Origin of the sequence: Pseudenterobacter timonensis, from assembly GCF_900021175.1 — a bacterium.
Taxonomy (GTDB): domain Bacteria; phylum Pseudomonadota; class Gammaproteobacteria; order Enterobacterales; family Enterobacteriaceae; genus Enterobacter; species Enterobacter timonensis.
On the sequence record NZ_FCOP01000013.1, the window covers coordinates 381,444 to 400,240 of the forward strand.

The following is an 18,797-nucleotide window of genomic DNA, read 5'->3' on the forward strand; positions in this document are numbered from 1 at the left end:
ACGATTGTGGCGCAAAACGGCGCGTTAGCAACGCTAAAAGATCTGGCAGAGAAAGAGGTTGACGATGCCGCGCAGCAGCTCGGGGCCATGCGCCGCGGCTACCAGCAGGCGGAAGAGCAGCTGAGAATGCTGATGGACTATCAGCAGGAGTACCGCACCAGCCTCAACAGCGACATGGTGCAGGGCATCGGCAGCCAGCGCTGGATCAACTATCAGCAGTTTATTCAGACGCTGGAGGTGGCCATTGAACAGCATCGCCAGCAGCTTAACCAGTGGAGCAGCAAAGTTGAGCGGGCGCTCGACTTCTGGCGCGAGAAAAAACAGCGGCTGCAGGCGTGGACCACCCTGCAGGAGAGGCAAACCGCCGCCGCCGCGCTGGCGGAAAACCGTCTGGACCAGAAAAAGATGGATGAATTTGCCCAGCGGGCAACAATGAGGAAACCGGAATGATCACCCTGCAACACCTGCTGACTACCGACAACGAGCCCGCTGGCGTCACGCCCGGGGCTACTCCGGACGAGGGCAGTCACGACTTCCTCTCCCTGCTGGCGCAGGCGCTGACCACCCGTCCGGCGCAGGAGGGGGAAACGCCCCTCACGCCTGGCGAACTGAAAAACGCTACCGGGAAAACACCTCTGCTGCAGACGCGCGATGCGCCGACCCGGCTTGCCGATCTGCTGGCGCGTCATGCCCTGAACGAAACGTCTCAGGAGGAGCAGATCCTGCCGGCAGGAATGGTGCCGGTGGCTCAGGACGACGCGCTCAGGACGCTCACCGCGGCGGCGCAAAAGGCGCAGAGCAAAAGCGAGCTGAGCGACGACGATCTGGCGGGGCTGAGCGCGCTGATGGCGATGCTGCCGCCACCGCAAGCCGTCACGACGATCGCCCCCCCGCCCTCCGTAACCGCCACCGCGTCGGCTGAACAGCCTGTCGCGACGGCCGTCATCGGCGCGGCCATCACGACAGCGGCTATCCCGGCCGCGGGAGACGGTAACCAGCCCGCCCTGATCGATGTGGCAACCGGGCAGGATAAGGGTGCGACGCCAGCCGACAAAGCGCCTCTGCCCGCTGACGGCATCCCAGTGAAAGCAGCGGAAACCAGCGCGCTGAAGGATCTGTCACCCGCTGCGCAAAACGCCACTACGCCTGGCATCGCGCTCGCCCCGGTGATGAGCAACAGCGTGACCGTCGCGCCTGCCGCCAGCCAGGTCACCAGCGCGGCGGTCATCAGCCAGCCGCTGGGCACCGCGGAATGGCAGCAGGCGATTAGCCAGCACGTCACGCTCTTTACCCGCCAGGGGCAGCAGAGCGCGGAGCTGCGCCTGCACCCCGAGGAGCTGGGCCAGGTACAGATTTCGCTGCGTCTCGATGACAGCCAGGCGCAGCTTCAGATGAGCTCGCCGCATAACCACGTGCGCGCCGCGCTGGAAGCGGCCCTGCCAGTGCTGCGCACCCAGCTAGCGGATAACGGTATTCAGCTGACCCAGAGCACCATCAGCAGCGATACCTTTAGCGGCCAGCAGCACTCCTCCTCACAGCACAACGCCCCTCGCTCCGGCCAGCAGGGCGCCAGAGAGGATGAGAACGACGAGCTTCTTCCCCTCCCCACCACGCTTCAGGCCGCCGCCCGGGGCAACGGAGCGGTAGACATCTTCGCCTAAACGCCAGAGGTAGCATGATTATCCCCGTCTTTTCCACGCTTTGACCGGCGGCGGACGCGGGATAATCACCGCATAAGCAGTACCGAAACAGGAAGCCCCTATCAGATGACTGATTCCGCTATCACCAAAAAGAGCAAGCGCTCCATCTGGATCCCGCTGCTGGTGTTGATCACGCTCGCCGCCTGCGCCACCGCGGGCTACAGCTACTGGCGTATGCAGAAGTCGCCGACCACGGCGGCGGCGGCAGAACCGCCTCCCCCGGCAGCGCCGGTCTTTTTCCCGCTGGACACCTTTACCGTTAACCTGGGCGACGCCGACCGCGTGCTCTATATCGGTATTACCCTGCGCCTGAAAGACGAAGCGACCCGCGCGCGACTGAACGACTATCTGCCTGAAGTGCGCAGCCGCCTGCTGCTGCTCTTCTCCCGTCAGGATGCCAGCGGACTCGCCACCGACGAAGGGAAACAGAAACTGGTAGAGGCGATCAAGCAGACGCTGGCCGCGCCGCTGGTGAGCGGTCAGCCGCGCCAGGAAGTGACCGACGTTCTCTACACAGCTTTTATCCTGCGGTAATCACATGGGCGACAGTATTCTTTCTCAGGCAGAAATCGATGCGCTGCTCAACGGCGACAGCGATAAAAGCGACGATCCGCAGCCGGGGGCGAAGGGCGAGAGCGATATTCGCCCCTACGATCCCAATACCCAGCGCCGCGTGGTGCGCGAACGCCTGCAGGCGCTGGAGATCATCAACGAGCGTTTTGCGCGTCAGTTCCGCATGGGGCTCTTTAACCTCCTGCGCCGTAGCCCGGATATTACCGTCGGGGCGATCCGCATTCAGCCCTATCATGAGTTTGCGCGTAACCTGCCGGTGCCGACCAACCTTAACCTGATCCACCTCAAGCCGCTGCGCGGCACCGGGCTGTTTGTCTTTTCGCCGAGCCTGGTCTTTATCGCGGTGGATAACCTTTTCGGCGGTGACGGACGGTTCCCGACCAAGGTCGAAGGACGCGAGTTTACCCATACCGAGCAGCGGGTCATCAACCGCATGCTGAAGCTGGCGCTGGAAGCCTACAGCGACGCCTGGAAGGCGATTAACCCGCTGGAGGTGGAGTATGTGCGCTCCGAGATGCAGGTGAAATTTACCAATATCACCACCTCCCCGAACGATATCGTGGTTAATACGCCGTTCCACGTGGAGATTGGCAACCTCACCGGCGAATTTAATATCTGCCTGCCGTTCAGCATGATCGAGCCGCTGCGCGAAGTGCTGGTCAACCCGCCGCTGGAGAACTCCCGCCACGAAGATCAGAACTGGCGGGAAAATCTGGTGCGTCAGGTACAGCACTCACAGCTGGAGCTGATTGCCAACTTTGCCGATATTCCGCTGCGCCTCTCCCAGATCCTGAAGCTGCAGCCCGGCGACGTATTACCCCTTGAAAAACCCGATCGCATTATTGCCCACGTGGATGGCGTACCGGTGTTGACCAGCCAGTACGGCACGCTTAACGGTCAGTACGCGTTACGCGTCGAACACCTGATCAACCCGATTTTAAATTCGCTGAATGAGGAACAGCCCAAATGAGTGATATGAACAATCCGTCCGATGAAAACAGCGGAGCACTGGACGATCTGTGGGCTGAAGCGTTAGGCGAGCAAAAAGCGGCGCCGGGTAAAAGCGCGGCGGACGCCGTATTCCAGCAGCTGGGCGGCGGCGACGTCAGCGGCACGCTGCAGGATATCGATCTGATTATGGATATCCCGGTCAAGCTGACCGTGGAGCTGGGGCGTACCCGCATGACCATCAAAGAGCTGCTGCGCCTCACCCAGGGCTCGGTCGTGGCGCTGGAAGGGCTGGCTGGCGAGCCGCTGGATATTCTGATCAACGGCTATCTTATCGCCCAGGGCGAAGTGGTGGTGGTGGCTGATAAGTACGGCGTGCGCATCACAGACATCATTACCCCGTCTGAACGTATGCGTCGTCTGAGCCGTTAAGCATGAAAACCCAGGCAACTCTCACCCAGCCCTCTGCTATGCCCGGTTCGCCGCTGATCCATGTGAGCGGGGCGTTGTTCGGTATTATTGCTTTTATTCTTATCGCCGCCTGGCTGGCGAAGCGCTTTGGTCTGGCGGGGAAAACCGCCGGTGCCCGCGGCCTGAAGGTCAGCGCCAGCGCCTCGCTGGGTCCCCGCGAGCGGGTGGTGGTGGTTGAGGTGGAAGATGCCCGGCTGGTGCTGGGGGTAACCGCCTCGCAAATCAGTCTGTTACATACGCTGCCTGCCGCCCCGGTTGTCGATACGCCGCAGGTGGAGCGCCCCGCCGATTTTCAGGCGGTGATGAAGAATTTGCTTAAGCGTTCCGGGAGATCCTGATGCGCCGTTTGTTATCCCTTACGCTTGCAGGCGCGGCCCTGTTTAGCCCTGCCGTCTATGCCCAGCTTCCCGGCCTGGTCTCTACGCCGCTGGCCGGAGGGGGACAAAGCTGGTCGCTGTCGGTGCAGACGCTGGTCTTTATCACCTCCCTGACCTTTATCCCGGCCATTTTGCTGATGATGACCAGCTTTACCCGCATCATCATCGTTTTTGGCCTGCTGCGCAACGCGCTGGGCACCCCCTCCGCGCCGCCCAACCAGGTGCTGCTTGGCCTGGCGCTGTTTCTGACCTTTTTTATTATGTCGCCGGTTATCGACAAGATTTATGCCGACGCCTATCTGCCGTTTAGCGAAGAGAAAATTTCGATGCAGGAGGCGCTCGAAAAAGGGGCGCAGCCGCTGCGTGAATTTATGCTGCGCCAGACCCGACAGGCCGATCTGGCGCTCTTTGCCCGGCTGGCGAATAGCGGCGAGCTACAGGGGCCGGAGGCGGTACCAATGCGCATTCTGCTGCCCGCCTACGTGACCAGCGAACTTAAGACCGCCTTTCAGATCGGCTTTACCATTTTTATTCCGTTTCTGATTATCGATCTGGTGATCGCGAGCGTCCTGATGGCGCTCGGGATGATGATGGTGCCGCCAGCCACCATCGCCCTTCCCTTTAAGATCATGCTCTTTGTGCTGGTGGACGGCTGGCAGCTGCTGGTCGGCTCGCTGGCCCAGAGTTTTTACAGTTAAGGAACGCGCCATGACCCCAGAATCGGTGATGATGATGGGCACGGAAGCGATGAAAATCGCCATCGCCGTGGCCGCCCCGCTGCTGCTGGTTGCCCTCGTGACCGGCCTTATCATCAGCATCCTGCAGGCCGCCACGCAGATTAACGAAATGACCCTGTCGTTTATTCCAAAAATCATCGCCGTGTTTGTGGCGATGATTATTGCCGGGCCGTGGATGCTGAACCTGCTGCTGGACTATATGCGCAACCTGTTTACTAACCTGCCCTATATCATCGGCTAAGCGCGCATGCTGCACTTTACCAGCGATCAATGGCTTGCCTGGCTGGGGCTCTACTTCTGGCCCTTTCTGCGCATTATGGCGCTGATCATGACCGCCCCCATCCTGAGCGAAAAAGCGATTCCTAAACGGGTTAAAGTGGGGCTAGGGCTGCTGATGACTTTTGCCATCGCACCTTCCCTGCCGCCGGTGGATGTGCCCATTTTCTCGGTGCAGGCGGGCTGGCTGGCGCTACAACAGATGCTGATCGGCGTGGCGATTGGTTTTACCATGCAGCTTGCCTTTGCCGCGGTGCGCACCGCCGGGGAGCTGATCGGCCTGCAGATGGGGCTGTCGTTCGCGACCTTTGTCGACCCCGGCAGCCATCTCAATATGCCGGTACTGGCACGCCTTATCGACATGCTGGCAATGCTGCTATTTCTCAGCTTCAACGGCCATCTGTGGCTCATCTCCATGCTGGCGGATACCTTTCATACGCTCCCTGTCGGCGCCAGCCCGGTGAACAGTAACGCTTTTCTGGCGCTGACCCGTGCCGCCGGGCTCGTCTTTCTCAACGGGCTGATGCTGGCGCTGCCGGTTATTACCCTGCTCCTTACCGTGAACCTGTCGCTGGGCTTACTCAATCGCATGGCACCGCAGCTTTCCGTATTTGTCATTGGCTTTCCGGTCACTCTGACGGTGGGATTGATATTAATGGCGTTGCTCATGCCACTTATCGCCCCTTTTTGCGAACATTTATTCGGTGAAATATTCGATCTGCTGGCAGACATTATTCGGGAATTACCTGCCGGGGCTAATCCCTGATGTTCATATTGTTTCTTTGAGGAAATTCCTAAAGTAAAACCTGACAAACATCTTCCAGGATATATCTGGTGCGGTTTAATTATTTTTATGCCCCTCACACTCCGCAACATTTACTTTACTTTAAGATGATTCCTGGCAAATTATACGTAACTTTACGGGATAGTGAGTTCGCCTGAAAGTTCTTGTAACGCTCACAGGTTATTCGTTTTTTTTCCATCCCGTATGGCTGTTTTGAGCTCTCAGGCAGATGGTGAATTATCGTTACGCATTGAGTGAGGGTATGCCATGTCAACGATCATTATGGATTTATGCAGTTACACCCGGCTAGGGCTAACCGGGTATCTGGCCAGCAGAGGGGTAAGAAAAAGAGAGATCAACGATGTCCACACCGTTGACGAACTTGCAGCCGCCTGTGACACCTGCAGGCCTGGCGTGGTGTTTATTAATGAGGACTGTTTTATTCATGATCCCGCTAACAGTCAGCACATTAAGCAAATCATTAATCAACATCCTAAGACCTTATTTATTGTTTTTATGGCGATAGCGAATATCCATTTTGATGAATATTTGCTGGTACGAAACAATTTGCTGATCAGTTCTAAGTCGATCAAACCCGAGTCGCTGGATGACATTTTGGGTGATTATCTGAATAAAGAAGTTAAAAATGTAGGAGTAGTTAATTTACCTACGTTATCATTAAGTCGGACTGAATCGAGTATGCTACGAATGTGGATGGCAGGTCAGGGGACAATTCAGATTTCCGATCAGATGAATATTAAAGCGAAAACGGTTTCATCACATAAAGGTAATATCAAACGGAAAATCAAAACCCATAATAAGCAAGTGATCTATCATGTTGTTCGTCTGACAGATAACGTGACCAACGGTATCTTTGTCAATATGCGTTAACTTTCCCTCTTCTGCTTTTTATTTGATCTCTGGCCTGGCCAGAGATTTTCCTCTGGTTCGCGTCTGGCCTGTCGGGCGGCGCAGGCCAGCCCGACATCACCTCACTCCGCGCTTTCGACAAAAATGCCGTCCGGATGGCCCACTTCGTTAAAGAACCAGATCCCCAGAGGATAATCCTCCAGCGATACCAGGTACATTGTGCCTTCATTAAACTGCTCGACTGCCAGCACCACGCCAGGGCGGCGCGGCCCACCGTCCGTCTTGACGGTTACCCGATCGTTGACCTTCATAAGCTCCTCCTGTGGTTTTGAGCAGTGTAGAACAAAAGCTCCCGTCTGGCAGCGCTGAAAGAGACGAATGCTCTTTTTCCAGGCAGTCTATACTTACCGATGGACCGATCCAAAGAGAGGTAAGGGTTATGAGAGACCCGAATGCGAAGCACGAGGAGACGGTGGATATCGACGCCCTGCTCGCTGCCATCAATGAGATCAGCGAAAGCGAAGTCCATCGCATTGAAGGCGAACCGGAAAAAGTGAGTATCAATGGACAGGATTTTCACACTTACCGCGAGCTGGCTGAGGCGTTTGAACTGGATATCCGCGATTTTAGCGTGACGGAATATAATCGCTAAAACGAAAAAAATCCCGGTCATGGAATGGCCGGGATCAAACTTGCTTTTGCAAGAAGCACTTGTAAATTCGTTACACCAGGAAATCTGATGTAAGAATTACCTTATCTGCAAATAATTTGCATGACAAGCTTTATTCTTGAGACGAATAGCCTCTTTTATATAGCTTAACATTATTTATAAGGCGCGTTCCGCGCGGCGCAAGGCTTCTGCGGGATCGTTACCAAAACATCCTCTCATTAATTTAAGAGTTATCCTGGTATTTTCCCTTATATTCAGGAAGGGCTGGAGGCGACGACCCGATTCCGTCCCTGCTGCTTCGCCAGATAGAGGCGCGCATCGGCAATCGACTGGAGCTGCTCAAAGTCAAAATTTCCTCGCTCCTGTGAACTGCTCACGCCCAGCGAGGCACTAATGCGCAGGGTGGTGCTTTTCCTCACCAGAATTTCCTTACTGTTGATTAAAGCGCGGATACGTTCCGCTACGCTGGCGGCCTGCTCTGCGGTTGCGCCCGGCAGCAGAATGCAAAACTCCTCTCCGCCCACGCGGCCTGCCACATCGCTGCTGCGTAACGAACCGGCAATCAATCCCGCCGTGTGCGAAAGCACCCGGTCGCCCGCCTGATGGCCGTAGCGGTCGTTAATGCTTTTGAAAAAGTCCAGATCAAGCTGAATCACCGAGAAGGGCCGCTTTTGCTGGAGGCACTCGTCAGAGAGCGCTTTCGCCCGTTCAAACAGCGCGCCGCGGTTGTGCAGGCGGGTCAGCGGATCGTGCCACGCCTGCCACTGCAGCGAGTGCTGAAGAACGTACATGTTGTTGACCATGCGCCGTATCACCACCCAGGAGAGAAGCAACATGCCGGTAAAAAGCGCCCAGAGCAGGAAGAGCGCAATACTGATGCTGCCGAAATCGCCCCGTATCCCCTGCTGCAGAGTATGAACACGCACCAGTACCCCGTCAAAATGGTGAAGCCGCTGCCAGCTGACGTAACGGCCTCCCAGCCGCAGCCCTCCTTCCGTATCGTTACCTATAGCGTGGGCCAGCTGCGCCAGCTCGCGTTTGTCAAAAGCCGCGCTTTGGCCGGTGGAGGAGATAAGCGGGTGAAGCCGGTTGTCATAAAGCTGGTAAAGCCCTTCAGCATGGTCCTCTAAAGCCTCCGCCAGCAGCTTTTTCATCAACAACGGCGAGAAATCCATCGCCAGCACCCCATACCAGTAGCGGTCAAACCAGACCGGCACGCTGGCGGTGATGAGAGGCTTGTCCAGCCCTTCCGGAGAAGATGGCGTGATAAACCATTTCAGGCCGCCGGCGCGGTTGTTGCGCTCTGACTGGAGCGTAAACCAGGGGCGGGTGACGTAGTGGTAATAGCGGGAAACAATGGTGTAGTCACGTTCCTGGCTGTTCGTTGCCAGATAAAAGCCCGCGCGGGAGACATACATGACCCGCTTCTGGGCTAAATCAGGCTGGGCGCCGAGACGCAGCAGATAACCGACCTCCAGCGCCGCCGTCAGCTCGTTGTTCAGTCTGGCGTTATCACGGGAAAGGAGGCTGGTTCTGGCAACAAAGGCATCTGACACCCCTTTGAGAGGCAGCGTGCGTTTCTCCTCCACCGCCAGCTGCCACCAGGTGAGACGGCGAACCTGAGGGAATCGCGTCACTTCGTTACGAAGTATCTGGAACGCCAGCGGCGTCTGCAGGGCCTCCCCCATGCTGTGCCGATAAAAGAGAAGCTGGTCGATGTTAAACTGCAGCTTGCTGTCCAGCGCGCTGGAGACCGATTCCAGATCGTTTTTCTGGCTTGAGATATAGGCCTCTTCCAGCAACACCGCCTCGCGCCATGTCAAAAGCGTTGAGAAGATGAGGACGAACAGAAAACAAAGATTGACGATGCGTTCCGGACGATTGCGTAACCGCCTCAGAACTGACCTTTTTTCAACGAAGGTATCACGTTGCACGCTCTCTCCCTGCTGACCGCCCTACTCTTTTCGCATAACATTGACCCGCGGCGGTCATCTCTTAAAAAAAGCACCGCGCGGAATCAACGTCAACAACAAAAACGCCCGGACAAGCCGGGCGCTGCGTGATTAAGCCTTCTCGTGCCGTTGCCGTCCATCGCCGCGCTGAAGCTCCTCTTCACGAAACGCTTCGCGCTTGATGCCGTAGCCATCGTGCCAGCGGCACTCCACCATGCCGCTGGCATAGCCGGTGACAATCATGCGTGGGCCACCGTTTTTCGGTCTGACTTCATCACTGACTAAAAAGACCATACCTGCCTCCTTTATCAGGGTGAAACCGTTTCAATTTAGACGAGGAATGGCCTTTTTGCACAGCGCACCGTCTGAATTTTACTCCGAAACGCCACCGCGCAGCTTTTCCACCGCTTTAACGCCCGCGAATACCACCAGGCCGACGATAAAACCCACCACCATATTCAGCAGCGTAGGCAGTACCGCGGCGACGAAAGCGCCGAGCCCTGCGGCCAGATGTTCAATTGCATGATGCAGCGGCGCAATGCCATGTACGACAATCCCGCCGCCGACTAAAAACATCGCCAGGGTGCCGATAATCGTGAGCGATTTCATCAGCCACGGGGCCAGCACCAGCAGCCCTTTACCGATCCCCTTTGCCACCACGCTCTGTTTCTCTGCCAGCCAGTAGCCCATATCGTCCAGCTTGACGATAAAACCGACCAGGCCATAGACGCCAATCGTCACCAGAATGGCAATCCCGGAGAGCACCAGTACCTGGTCGAGCAGCGGCGCCTCGGAAACGATGCCGAGCGTAATGGCGACGATTTCCGCCGACAGGATAAAGTCGGTGCGAATCGCCCCTTTCACCTTATCGCGCTCGAAGGCCTTAGGGTCCTGCGCTGCCAGCGCTTCGAGCCGCTCCCGACGTGCCTGCGGCGTTTCGCCCTCTTTATGGGAGAAGGAGTGAATAACCTTCTCCACCCCTTCAAAACAGAGAAATGCCCCGCCGATCATCAGCAGCGGCGTAATGGCCCAGGGAATAAAGGCGCTGATAAGCAGCGCCAGCGGCACCAGGATCACCTTATTGAGAAACGATCCTTTCGCCACGCCCCAGACAACCGGCAGCTCCCGGTTAGCGCGCAGGCCGGTGACCTGCTGGGCATTAAGAGAGAGATCATCGCCCAGTACACCGGCGGTCTTTTTCGCCGCCAGTTTCCCCATTACCGAAATATCATCCAGAAGCGTGGCAATATCATCCAGCAACGTTAATAAGCTACTTCCTGCCAAAATGTCATCCTTCTTATTTTGCAATCTGAACAGATAGTATGAAGCAAAACGGCCAACCCCGAAACTTTACGCACGGCGTGGAACATTTTTCAGCGTAAAGGAAGAATGGCGACAGGACGTTGCCGCGAAGAGATTCAGGGCGCGGCCACCGTCAGGGCATGAATACCCAGCGTGTCGATCTCCGCGGCCTGCCCGCCGCCGCAGATCCACTCCTCCAGCCGCTCCGTCAGGGCGTTATCATCGAGGCGCTTGCGGCCACGTAGCGCGCACTCCCAGACAATCAACACCCGCCAGCCCTCACCGATAAGCGTGGCGGTATCGCGAGCATCCCGCGCGACGTTTTTGCCAATTTTTTCCAGCCAGAACGCGGTGCGGGTCGCGGGCACCTTAAAGAGATAGCAGTCGTGATGGTGCCAGAAGCAGCCGTGGGTAAAGATGATGCAACGATAGTCATCCAGCACAAAGTCGGGCCGCCCGGCGAGGGCCGCGTCCTGCATGCGGAAGGTGAATCCCGCCTGCGTCAGCAGCCCCGCCAGCCGTTTCTCAATGGCGGTGTCACGCGTGCCGATAGCACGCATGTTTTTGCTGCGAGTCGCCTTACTGTGTACATCCGTCATCGACGGCCTCGCTCAGACGGCACGCTGCCGCCTGCCTGATGCGCGACTCCAGCAGCCTGGCCACAGCGGCAAACGCCGGGACGACAACGGAGTTGCCAAACTGACGGTAGGCCTGAGTATCTGATACCGGAATGCGAAAGCGATAGCCCTGCGGCGTTTCAAACCCCATCAGTCGCGCGCACTCCCGGGGCGTCAGACGGCGCGGGCGCCGACGCTGGTTCTGCGGATCGTCAAAATGTTTCTCCCCCAGCGCCTTATCCCAGCCGCGGTCGATCAGGATCTCCGCGCCATCTTTGTAGTAGCGGGCCGAGAGCGTGCGGGTCACGCTGTGCGGATTAGCCGGGTCGACCATACCAAAACCAAAGCCATTGCCCTTCGCCTGGTGTTTTTTGGCATAACGATAAAGGTATTTCCAGAGGACCGGCGTCAGGATGAATTTATCGTCAACCTCCGGCTCCAGTAGCTCGGCCAGGGTCAGACGGCGCGCCGGATAAAGCGCAGGGAGATCCCGAAGCGTAAAGTCGCCGCGCAGATTCAGATCCCGCCGAAAACCCACAAGGACGATGCGCTCCCGGTGCTGGGGCAAAAAGTGTTTCCCGTCGATGATTTTCGGATCGTCCGGCCCCATCTCATCCGCGTCCGCCACGTCATAGCCCAGTTCATCCAGGGTCTGCATGATAATGCGGAAGGTTTTCCCCCCGTCGTGGCTCTTGAGGTTTTTAACGTTCTCCAGCACAAAGATTGGCGGCCGGCGCGCGTCAATTATCCGCACCACGTCAAAGAAGAGGGTTCCCTGGGTATCGCAGGCAAAACCGTGGGCACGCCCCAGGGCATTCTTTTTCGAGACCCCCGCCAGCGAGAAAGGCTGACAGGGAAAGCCCGCCAGAAGGACATCGTGCGCCGGGATGAGCTGGCGAATATGTCGCGCCGCCTCTTCATCGCTCACGCCGGTTTTATGGCTCAGGGTCACGTCGCGAATATCATCGTTGAAGCGGTGATGGTCAGGATCGCAGTACCAGTTCGCCTTATAGGTGCGCACGGCATGTTTGTTCCACTCGCTGGTAAAGACGCACTGGCCGCCGATGGCCTCAAAGCCGTGACGGATACCGCCGATACCGGCAAACAGATCGATAAAACGAAACGCATAGTGAGGATGCGCAGCGGGCGGACGGGGCAGCAGGCCGCGCAAAAAATCAAATTCATTCTCGCTTAACCGGCGCCCTGCCCGCTCGCTGGTAACGAGACGTTTCAGAATGGCGGGGCTCCAGCGGCTTTCCCCGATGTCGTTCAGCCTGGCGGCCAGGGTTTTGGCATCATAGATAGCCAACAGCTGGTTTAAAAGCGCCTGCACCGTCGCGGTAGATTTCTCCACCCCGCGTGCCGACTCAGTCACTGATGATTTTTCCTGCATACTTTTAACCGGAAGAGAGAGACTGGCAACAGATTATCACAGATTGACATGCCTGGCCCCGCGCCAATCGGCCTGATACGGCCTCATCACACGTAAACGAGCGCCTTATGATTACGATTTCTGCTATTTCGCTTGCAGGAAAACATTCTGCCCAATTATTTATTCATGTCGAATGATTACCTTTTTATATTCCTGAACTGGATATCACCAGACGTTGTCGGTGAAAAAATGTTGTGCGATGATAAGTACGTTTTAAGTCTCCTGCTTTTATTTTGAAATTATTTTCAAACATCATCCACTTTCCCGGCGTTTACGTGCCGGGCCTTTCTTTTTTCCTCCCCCTGAAACACATCACCCGAACAAATAACAACATAGAACACATAACATGCTGAAATAGAAATCTATTTTTATCTAATATAATAGTAACCAATCACATTCATAAGAAAAATAATGAGAACATTATAAATATTTTGAAATACTTTTTAGCTTCTAATTACATTTAATAATGGAACTGTTTCCGGACAGATAGAATAGTATCGCGAATGTAGTTACGGAGCGTAACTACATATATTCATAGAGATTATATTTATAAGGGATATATAATGAAAAGAAAAGTTCTGGCTATTTTAGTACCCGCTTTATTACTGGCTGGCGCGGCCAACGCGGCTGAAATGTATAATAAGAACGGCAATAAAGTTGATCTTTACGGTAAAGTCGACGCGCGCCACACCTTCTCCGATAACTCTGGCGATGATGGCGATGAGACCTACGTGCAGGTCGGATTCAAAGGCGAAACTCAGATCACCTCACAGCTGATCGGTTATGGTCAGTGGGAATATAAAACCTACGCGAACAACACCGAAAGCGCGGGAGACAAATCCTTCAACCGTCTCGCCTATGCCGGTCTGAAACTCACCGACGTTGGCTCCTTCGACTACGGCCGTAACTACGGCGTCGTGTACGACGTGGAAGCCTGGACCGATATGCTGCCGGTGTTCGGCGGCGACTCCTATACCTGGACCGATAACTTTATGGTAGGCCGTGCAAATGGCGTGGCAACCTACCGTAACCAGGACTTCTTCGGCCTGGTCGATGGCCTGAACTTTGCGCTGCAGTATCAGGGCGCCAATGAAGGTTCCAACGCCAACGAAGATCAGGAAGGCACCAAGAACGGCCACAACGATATTCGCTTCCAGAACGGTGACGGCTTCGGCATGTCAACGTCTTACGACTTCTCCGGCGATCTGGAAGGTCTGAGCCTGGGCGCCGCGTACGCCTCTTCCGACCGTACCAACGAGCAGGAAGGCGTAGGCCGTAACAACGCGCTGATTGCGGGTGGCGAAGAAGCGGATGTCTGGACCATTGGCGCGAAATATGACGCAAACAACATCTACCTGGCGATGATGTACGCTGAAACGCGCAACATGACCCCTTACGGGGACTATGGCATTGCGGATAAAACCCAGAACTTTGAAGCCGTTGCTCAGTATCAGTTCGATTTCGGTCTGCGTCCGTCTCTGGCGTGGGTCTACTCTAAAGGCGTTGATCTGACTTATCCTGGCGGCGCAAACCGTCCGCAGGGCCGCACCGAAGATGTCGACCTGGTCAACTACATCGACGTTGGCGCTTCCTATGCCTTTAACAAAAACTTCTCCGCCTATGTTGATTACAAAATCAACCTGCTGGATGAAAATGAGGATTTCTACGCCATGCAGGGTATCGCTACAGACGATATCGTCGGCGTGGGCATGATCTATCAGTTCTGATCCGTTTAAAACAGAAAAGCCCGCTACGCGGGCTTTTTTATGTTAGCGTCGTTATGGCGCTTCCTGTAGCGCCACGCGCAGAAAACCATTGTTTTGATCCAGCAGCTCGCGCGCCTTCCAGACATCCATGCCGGTCAGCACCATCAGGATCGCGGTTTTACAATGAAAGTTAGCGCTTTCCAGCGCCGCCTTCGCCGTCGCGCGGGTGCAGTCTCCCGCTTCCATCACAATGGCTATCTGCCGTTCAGCCCATCTGGTGCTGCTCGCCTCCAGATCGACACGCAGGTTGCTATACACTCTGCCGGTACGCACCGCCAGTCCGGTGAGGATCATATTAATTATCATCTTCTGCGCGACGCTGGCCTTGTTGTTGCCAAATCCGGCGACCACTTCCGGCCCGGTCTGCGGAGTAATGACCATGCTGGCGAGCTGGGCCGCCTCGCTCCGGTCATCCTGGGTGATGATAGCGACCGGCGAACCGAGCGACCATGCGTGGCGCATAGCGCCCCAAACCCAGGGTGTTTTACCGCTGATGGTTAACGCCAGCAACATATCGTGCTCGCTGTAGTTCCGCGCCTGCAGATCGGAAACGCCGCGATCGTAATTTCCCACCTCCTCCCGAGCCTCAAGCCCGATAACGGCATGTTTGCCTGGCGCATATTCCTCTGCCGCCTGTACCGCGGCGCGCCCGGACGATCCGGCCCCGACGAAGAATACTCTTCCCCCCCGGTTTAAGGTGGCCGCCGCGTTATCCACGACGCGCGCGATCGTCGGCAGAAAAGGGGTAATGGAATCGGTAATCAGTTTATCATCCCGGTGGATGACGCTAAGCATGTCGAGCGTAGAGAGTCTGTCGATATCCTCTGTCTGCGCGTGACGTCTTTCCCTGACCAATCCATTTAGCTTAGTACTCATATACCGCCTCCTTTTTTAACAATTCCCACACACTATAGAGTGTTTTTACCGGTTCACCTGCGAGGGGGGTCACGAAAAGCGCGCCCTTTATCTGCTTTTACATGCCTTTATGAAAGCGCCGTCATCAGCGATAATTACCCCTTTACTCTTCGCAGCAGGGTTTCCATGAGCGATTTACAGCCTGTTTCCATGACGCGTAAGCGCCCCATGAAGCTCAGCACGCTGGTCACGTTAATGATTTGCGGTGTGATTGGGTCGGTATTGTTAGTGTTATGCGCCCTCTATTTTATGCAGATCACGAAAGCGACGCGCGACGGCGTGAAAGATACCGCCCTGGCCATCGCCCGGACGCTGGCCGATGACCCGGAAATTAAGCGCGGCCTCTTGCTGTCGCCCGCCACCCCGCTTATTCAGCCAATTGCCGACGCGGTGAGCCGACGCAACGGCCTGCTCTATGTGGTGGTGACCGATATGCGGGGCGTGCGTTTTTCTCACCCGGATACCCGCCTGCTGGGCCAACAATTTATCGGTGACGATCTCGCCCCAGCGCTGAAGGGCAAAGAGAACGTCTCGGTTAACCACGGCGTGCTTGCCGAGGCGCTGCGTGTATTTACGCCGGTTTATGATGCCGCTCATCGCCAGATCGGCGTGGTGGTGGTTGGCATCTCCCTCAAAAAGGTGGATGAACAGTTGAGCCGCAGCCGCTGGAGCGTGATCTGGACGGTGCTGTTCAGCGTACTGGTAGGTACTCTCGGCACCTTGGCGCTGGTGCGCGTGATAAGGCGCATCCTGTTTGGCCTGGAGCCGTATGAAATATCCGCCCTCTTTGAACAACGCCAGGCGATGCTACAGTCGCTCAAGGAAGGCGTGATGGCCATTGACAGCGCCGGGCGCGTCACCATGGTTAACCACACCGCCCGGCAGATCCTGCTGTTGCCCTCTGACGAATCCGGAGAGACGCCGATGATGGATCTCCTGCGCGACGTGGCGCGCAGCGGCGTCGCCCGCCAGGACAGGGAGATCAACTGCAACGGCCGTCTGCTGGTCTGCAACACCGTGCCGGTAAAAAGCCGCGAGGACGTTATCGGTGCGATCTGTACCTTTCGCGACAAAACCGAGATCCGCCAGCTGATGCAGCGTCTGGATGGCATGGTGAACTACGTTGACGCTCTGCGCAGCCACTCACATGAATTTATGAATAAGCTGCATGTTATTCTGGGCCTGCTGCATATGAAGCGCTACGACAAGCTGGAGGAGTATGTGCTGCAAACGGCGCACAACTACCAGACCGATATCGGCGCCATTCAGAGTAAGATCAAATCGCCGGTGATCGCGGGTTTTCTGCTGGGCAAAATTAATCGTGCCAAAGAGGCGGGCGTTACGCTGACGCTGGCAGAGGAGTGTCTGGTGCCGGATACGGCGAACGAACAGCAGGTCACGGTGCTTATCACCGTCCTCGGCAATCTGATTGAAAACGCCCTCGACGCCATGTCCGGCCAGCAGGAAGGCGAAGTAACGCTGCTGTTACATTATCAGAACGGCTGGCTGAGCGCCGAAGTGAGCGATGATGGTCCCGGTATTGAGCCCGCGCGCCTGGCCTCTATATTTAATAAAGGCTACTCCACTAAAGGGGAGCACCGGGGCGTAGGCCTGTTTCTTGCTCGTCAGGAGGTTGAAAAACTGGGCGGTGAACTCACCGTCGAGTCGGAACCTGGCGTATTTACTCAATTTTTTGTTCAAATTCCCTGGGATAGCGAGAGGTTAATCGCGTGATAAATGTTTTAATTGTTGATGATGACGCCATGGTGGCCGAGCTTAACCGCCTGTATGTAAACCGGGTAGAAGGGTTTAGCTGCTGCGGCGTGGCCTCTACGCTCGCCCAGGCCACGGCTGTCATTTACGATCCTCTCCAGCCTGTCGATCTGGTGTTGCTTGATGTCTATATGCAGCAGGATAATGGTCTCGATCTGCTACCGACGATCCGCGCCTCAGGCCGCGCCATCGATGTGATAATGATCTCCTCCGCCTCTGACGCCGCCACCATCCAGACCTCTATGCACTATGGGGTAGTGGACTATCTGATCAAGCCGTTCCAGTTTCCGCGTTTTGAAGAGGCGCTTAACGGCTGGAAAGAGAAAAAACAGATGATGGGGGCGCACCAGTACTATGAGCAGGCGGACGTAGACCGGCTCCTGCACGGCGGCGCGCCGGAACTGGCGGACAGCAAACGGCTGCCGAAAGGGTTAACGCCACAGACGCTGCGCACCATCTGCCAGTGGATCGACGCCCACCCGGAGGCGGAGTTTTCCACCGACGATCTGGCGAACGCGGTGGGCATCTCCCGCGTGTCGTGCCGCAAGTATCTGATATGGCTTGCGCAAATCACCATTTTGTTTACCAGCATTCACTACGGCGCGACGGGGCGACCGGTCTATCGCTACCGGCTACAGCCGGAACAGGCGGGATTGCTCAAACAGTATTGCCAGTAAGGCGAAAGGTATTATCCAGCAGCGTAAAGCGGAAATGGCGCGCTGAGGAGAGGATCACTTCTTGCGAACGGGTAACAAAAATCGCCTCTATATCGGGCCGTGCGCGTAGCGCGGCACACCCTTTCGCCACCCCCATGCCGTACAGGAGCGTCGTCCAGATATCGCCGTCCAGCGAGTCGGTAGAGATCACGGTGACGCTATCCAGCTCGTTATCCAGCGGATAGCCGGTGCGGGGATCGAGGATATGATGATAGCGTTTGCCGTCGCGCTCAAAGTAGCGCTCGTAGGTGCCTGACGTGACAACCGACTTGTCGCTCACCACCAGCGCGCCCACCAGCGCCTGCCCTTCGCTGAACGGTTTTTTCAGACCCACCGTCCAGCCGCCTTCCGGGGAGCCGAGCGTCTGCACGTTGCCGCCCAGGTTGATGAGACCTGCCGTTTCGCCCGCCTTACGCAGATAGTCCCGTACCCGGTCGGCGATATAGCCTTTGGCGATAGCGCCAAGATCGATCTCCATGCCGGGGCGGGTTAAGAATACGCTGCCCGCCTCTTCGTCCAGGCATACCTCCGCCGGACTGGTGAGCGCCAGCAGCGCGGCGATCTCCTCCGCAGGCGGTACGCTGTCGCCCTTAAAGCCAATTTTCCAGCGCTTCACCAACGGGCCGATCGCCAGGTTAAAGGCGCTGCCCGGCACCAGGCTCGCCGCCTTCGCGCAGCGGATCAGCTCAAACACCGGGCGGCTTACCGTTACGGGATGACGGCCCGCGGCGTGGTTAATCTCCATGACCTGCGAAGGGGTGCGGTTCACGGTAAGCAGATCTTCATACTGCTTGATAAGGCGAAAGACCTGCGCGGCGAGCGCTTCATTGTGCGAGTAAAGCTTGAGCAGGATGGGAGAGCCCATCAGTACGGCGGAGTAGCTGTAGATACGATGGTCAGATGACATACGATGGTTCC

Annotated in this window: 22 protein-coding genes; 14 read left to right on the forward strand and 8 right to left on the reverse strand. The window is 56.5% G+C overall.

Annotation, left to right across the window (positions count from 1 at the left end; translation table 11 throughout):
• Nucleotides 1–6: 6 nt before the first annotated feature.
• From fliJ to rcsA, 10 genes are all read left to right on the forward strand, one after another.
• Nucleotides 7–450 (forward strand): flagellar export protein FliJ, encoded by a 444-nt coding sequence (gene fliJ / locus BN3796_RS17245; RefSeq protein WP_061709584.1) that lies wholly within the window; start codon nt 7–9, stop codon nt 448–450.
• On the forward strand, nt 447–1,661 hold the full coding sequence (locus BN3796_RS17250; protein ID WP_061709585.1) for a flagellar hook-length control protein FliK: 1,215 nt from the start codon (nt 447–449) through the stop codon (nt 1,659–1,661). The genes fliJ and BN3796_RS17250 overlap by 4 nt, the downstream gene beginning before the upstream one ends.
• Before the next feature lie 105 nt (nt 1,662–1,766).
• A complete protein-coding gene (gene fliL, locus BN3796_RS17255; RefSeq protein WP_061709586.1) occupies nt 1,767–2,234 on the forward strand; it encodes a flagellar basal body-associated protein FliL in 468 nt (155 codons plus the stop codon).
• 4 nt (nt 2,235–2,238) lie between these two features.
• Nucleotides 2,239–3,243, forward strand: a complete 1,005-nt coding sequence (gene fliM / locus BN3796_RS17260) for a flagellar motor switch protein FliM (RefSeq protein ID WP_061709587.1) — start codon at nt 2,239–2,241, stop codon at nt 3,241–3,243.
• Nucleotides 3,240–3,653 carry a flagellar motor switch protein FliN gene (gene fliN / locus BN3796_RS17265; protein ID WP_061709588.1) on the forward strand — a complete coding sequence of 138 codons (414 nt, stop codon included), beginning with the start codon at nt 3,240–3,242 and terminating at the stop codon, nt 3,651–3,653. The genes fliM and fliN overlap by 4 nt, the downstream gene beginning before the upstream one ends.
• A 2-nt stretch (nt 3,654–3,655) precedes the next feature.
• Nucleotides 3,656–4,030, forward strand: coding sequence for a flagellar biosynthetic protein FliO (gene fliO / locus BN3796_RS17270; RefSeq protein ID WP_061709589.1), 375 nt, complete (start codon nt 3,656–3,658; stop codon nt 4,028–4,030).
• Nucleotides 4,030–4,767 (forward strand): flagellar type III secretion system pore protein FliP, encoded by a 738-nt coding sequence (gene fliP / locus BN3796_RS17275; RefSeq protein WP_061709590.1) that lies wholly within the window; start codon nt 4,030–4,032, stop codon nt 4,765–4,767. The genes fliO and fliP overlap by 1 nt, the downstream gene beginning before the upstream one ends.
• Nucleotides 4,768–4,777: 10 nt before the next feature.
• The gene (gene fliQ, locus BN3796_RS17280) at nt 4,778–5,047 is read left to right on the forward strand and encodes a flagellar biosynthesis protein FliQ (protein WP_061709591.1); all 270 of its coding nucleotides are present in this window, start codon (nt 4,778–4,780) and stop codon (nt 5,045–5,047) included.
• Between the two features lie 6 nt (nt 5,048–5,053).
• Complete coding sequence (fliR, locus tag BN3796_RS17285) at nt 5,054–5,848, forward strand: flagellar biosynthetic protein FliR (protein ID WP_061709592.1); 795 nt, start codon at nt 5,054–5,056, stop codon at nt 5,846–5,848.
• A gap of 285 nt (nt 5,849–6,133) precedes the next feature.
• Nucleotides 6,134–6,757: a transcriptional regulator RcsA gene (gene rcsA, locus BN3796_RS17290; protein WP_061709593.1), complete on the forward strand. Its 624-nt coding sequence runs from the start codon at nt 6,134–6,136 to the stop codon at nt 6,755–6,757.
• A gap of 101 nt (nt 6,758–6,858) precedes the next feature.
• Here the strand turns inward: rcsA and dsrB are convergent, their stop codons facing one another.
• The gene (dsrB, locus tag BN3796_RS17295) at nt 6,859–7,047 is read right to left on the reverse strand and encodes a protein DsrB (protein WP_061709594.1); all 189 of its coding nucleotides are present in this window, start codon (nt 7,045–7,047) and stop codon (nt 6,859–6,861) included.
• Nucleotides 7,048–7,175: 128 nt separating this feature from the next.
• Here dsrB and BN3796_RS17300 point away from each other — a divergent pair, with 128 nt between their 5' ends.
• On the forward strand, nt 7,176–7,388 hold the full coding sequence (locus tag BN3796_RS17300; protein ID WP_061709595.1) for a DUF2525 domain-containing protein: 213 nt from the start codon (nt 7,176–7,178) through the stop codon (nt 7,386–7,388).
• Between the two features lie 272 nt (nt 7,389–7,660).
• On the opposite strand, the gene dgcQ is transcribed toward BN3796_RS17300, so the two are convergent.
• The 5 genes from dgcQ to BN3796_RS17325 form a co-directional block, all read right to left on the reverse strand.
• Nucleotides 7,661–9,340 (reverse strand): cellulose biosynthesis regulator diguanylate cyclase DgcQ, encoded by a 1,680-nt coding sequence (gene dgcQ, locus BN3796_RS17305; RefSeq protein WP_061709596.1) that lies wholly within the window; start codon nt 9,338–9,340, stop codon nt 7,661–7,663.
• Nucleotides 9,341–9,469: 129 nt separating this feature from the next.
• Nucleotides 9,470–9,652 carry a YodC family protein gene (locus tag BN3796_RS17310; RefSeq protein WP_061709597.1) on the reverse strand — a complete coding sequence of 61 codons (183 nt, stop codon included), beginning with the start codon at nt 9,650–9,652 and terminating at the stop codon, nt 9,470–9,472.
• A 78-nt stretch (nt 9,653–9,730) separates the two neighbouring features.
• On the reverse strand, nt 9,731–10,642 hold the full coding sequence (locus BN3796_RS17315) for a DUF808 domain-containing protein (protein ID WP_061709598.1): 912 nt from the start codon (nt 10,640–10,642) through the stop codon (nt 9,731–9,733).
• A gap of 134 nt (nt 10,643–10,776) precedes the next feature.
• The gene (locus BN3796_RS17320; protein WP_061709599.1) at nt 10,777–11,259 is read right to left on the reverse strand and encodes a very short patch repair endonuclease; all 483 of its coding nucleotides are present in this window, start codon (nt 11,257–11,259) and stop codon (nt 10,777–10,779) included.
• Nucleotides 11,240–12,670 (reverse strand): DNA cytosine methyltransferase, encoded by a 1,431-nt coding sequence (locus tag BN3796_RS17325; protein ID WP_187374042.1) that lies wholly within the window; start codon nt 12,668–12,670, stop codon nt 11,240–11,242. The genes BN3796_RS17320 and BN3796_RS17325 overlap by 20 nt, the downstream gene beginning before the upstream one ends.
• Before the next feature lie 602 nt (nt 12,671–13,272).
• On the opposite strand from BN3796_RS17325, the gene ompC reads away from it, so the two are divergent.
• The gene (gene ompC / locus BN3796_RS17330; RefSeq protein ID WP_061709601.1) at nt 13,273–14,436 is read left to right on the forward strand and encodes a porin OmpC; all 1,164 of its coding nucleotides are present in this window, start codon (nt 13,273–13,275) and stop codon (nt 14,434–14,436) included.
• Between the two features lie 51 nt (nt 14,437–14,487).
• Here ompC and BN3796_RS17335 read toward each other — a convergent pair whose 3' ends face one another.
• Nucleotides 14,488–15,351 (reverse strand): N-acetylmuramic acid 6-phosphate etherase, encoded by an 864-nt coding sequence (locus BN3796_RS17335; protein WP_061709602.1) that lies wholly within the window; start codon nt 15,349–15,351, stop codon nt 14,488–14,490.
• 165 nt (nt 15,352–15,516) lie between these two features.
• Between BN3796_RS17335 and BN3796_RS17340 the strand changes: the two genes are divergently transcribed.
• Nucleotides 15,517–17,124, forward strand: a complete 1,608-nt coding sequence (locus BN3796_RS17340) for a sensor histidine kinase (protein WP_061709603.1) — start codon at nt 15,517–15,519, stop codon at nt 17,122–17,124.
• A complete protein-coding gene (gene dcuR / locus BN3796_RS17345; protein WP_061709604.1) occupies nt 17,121–17,840 on the forward strand; it encodes a two-component system response regulator DcuR in 720 nt (239 codons plus the stop codon). The genes BN3796_RS17340 and dcuR overlap by 4 nt, the downstream gene beginning before the upstream one ends.
• Here dcuR and BN3796_RS17350 read toward each other — a convergent pair.
• Nucleotides 17,821–18,786: an FAD:protein FMN transferase gene (locus tag BN3796_RS17350; protein ID WP_061709605.1), complete on the reverse strand. Its 966-nt coding sequence runs from the start codon at nt 18,784–18,786 to the stop codon at nt 17,821–17,823. The two genes, dcuR and BN3796_RS17350, sit on opposite strands and share 20 nt — an antisense overlap.
• Nucleotides 18,787–18,797: the final 11 nt, after the last annotated feature.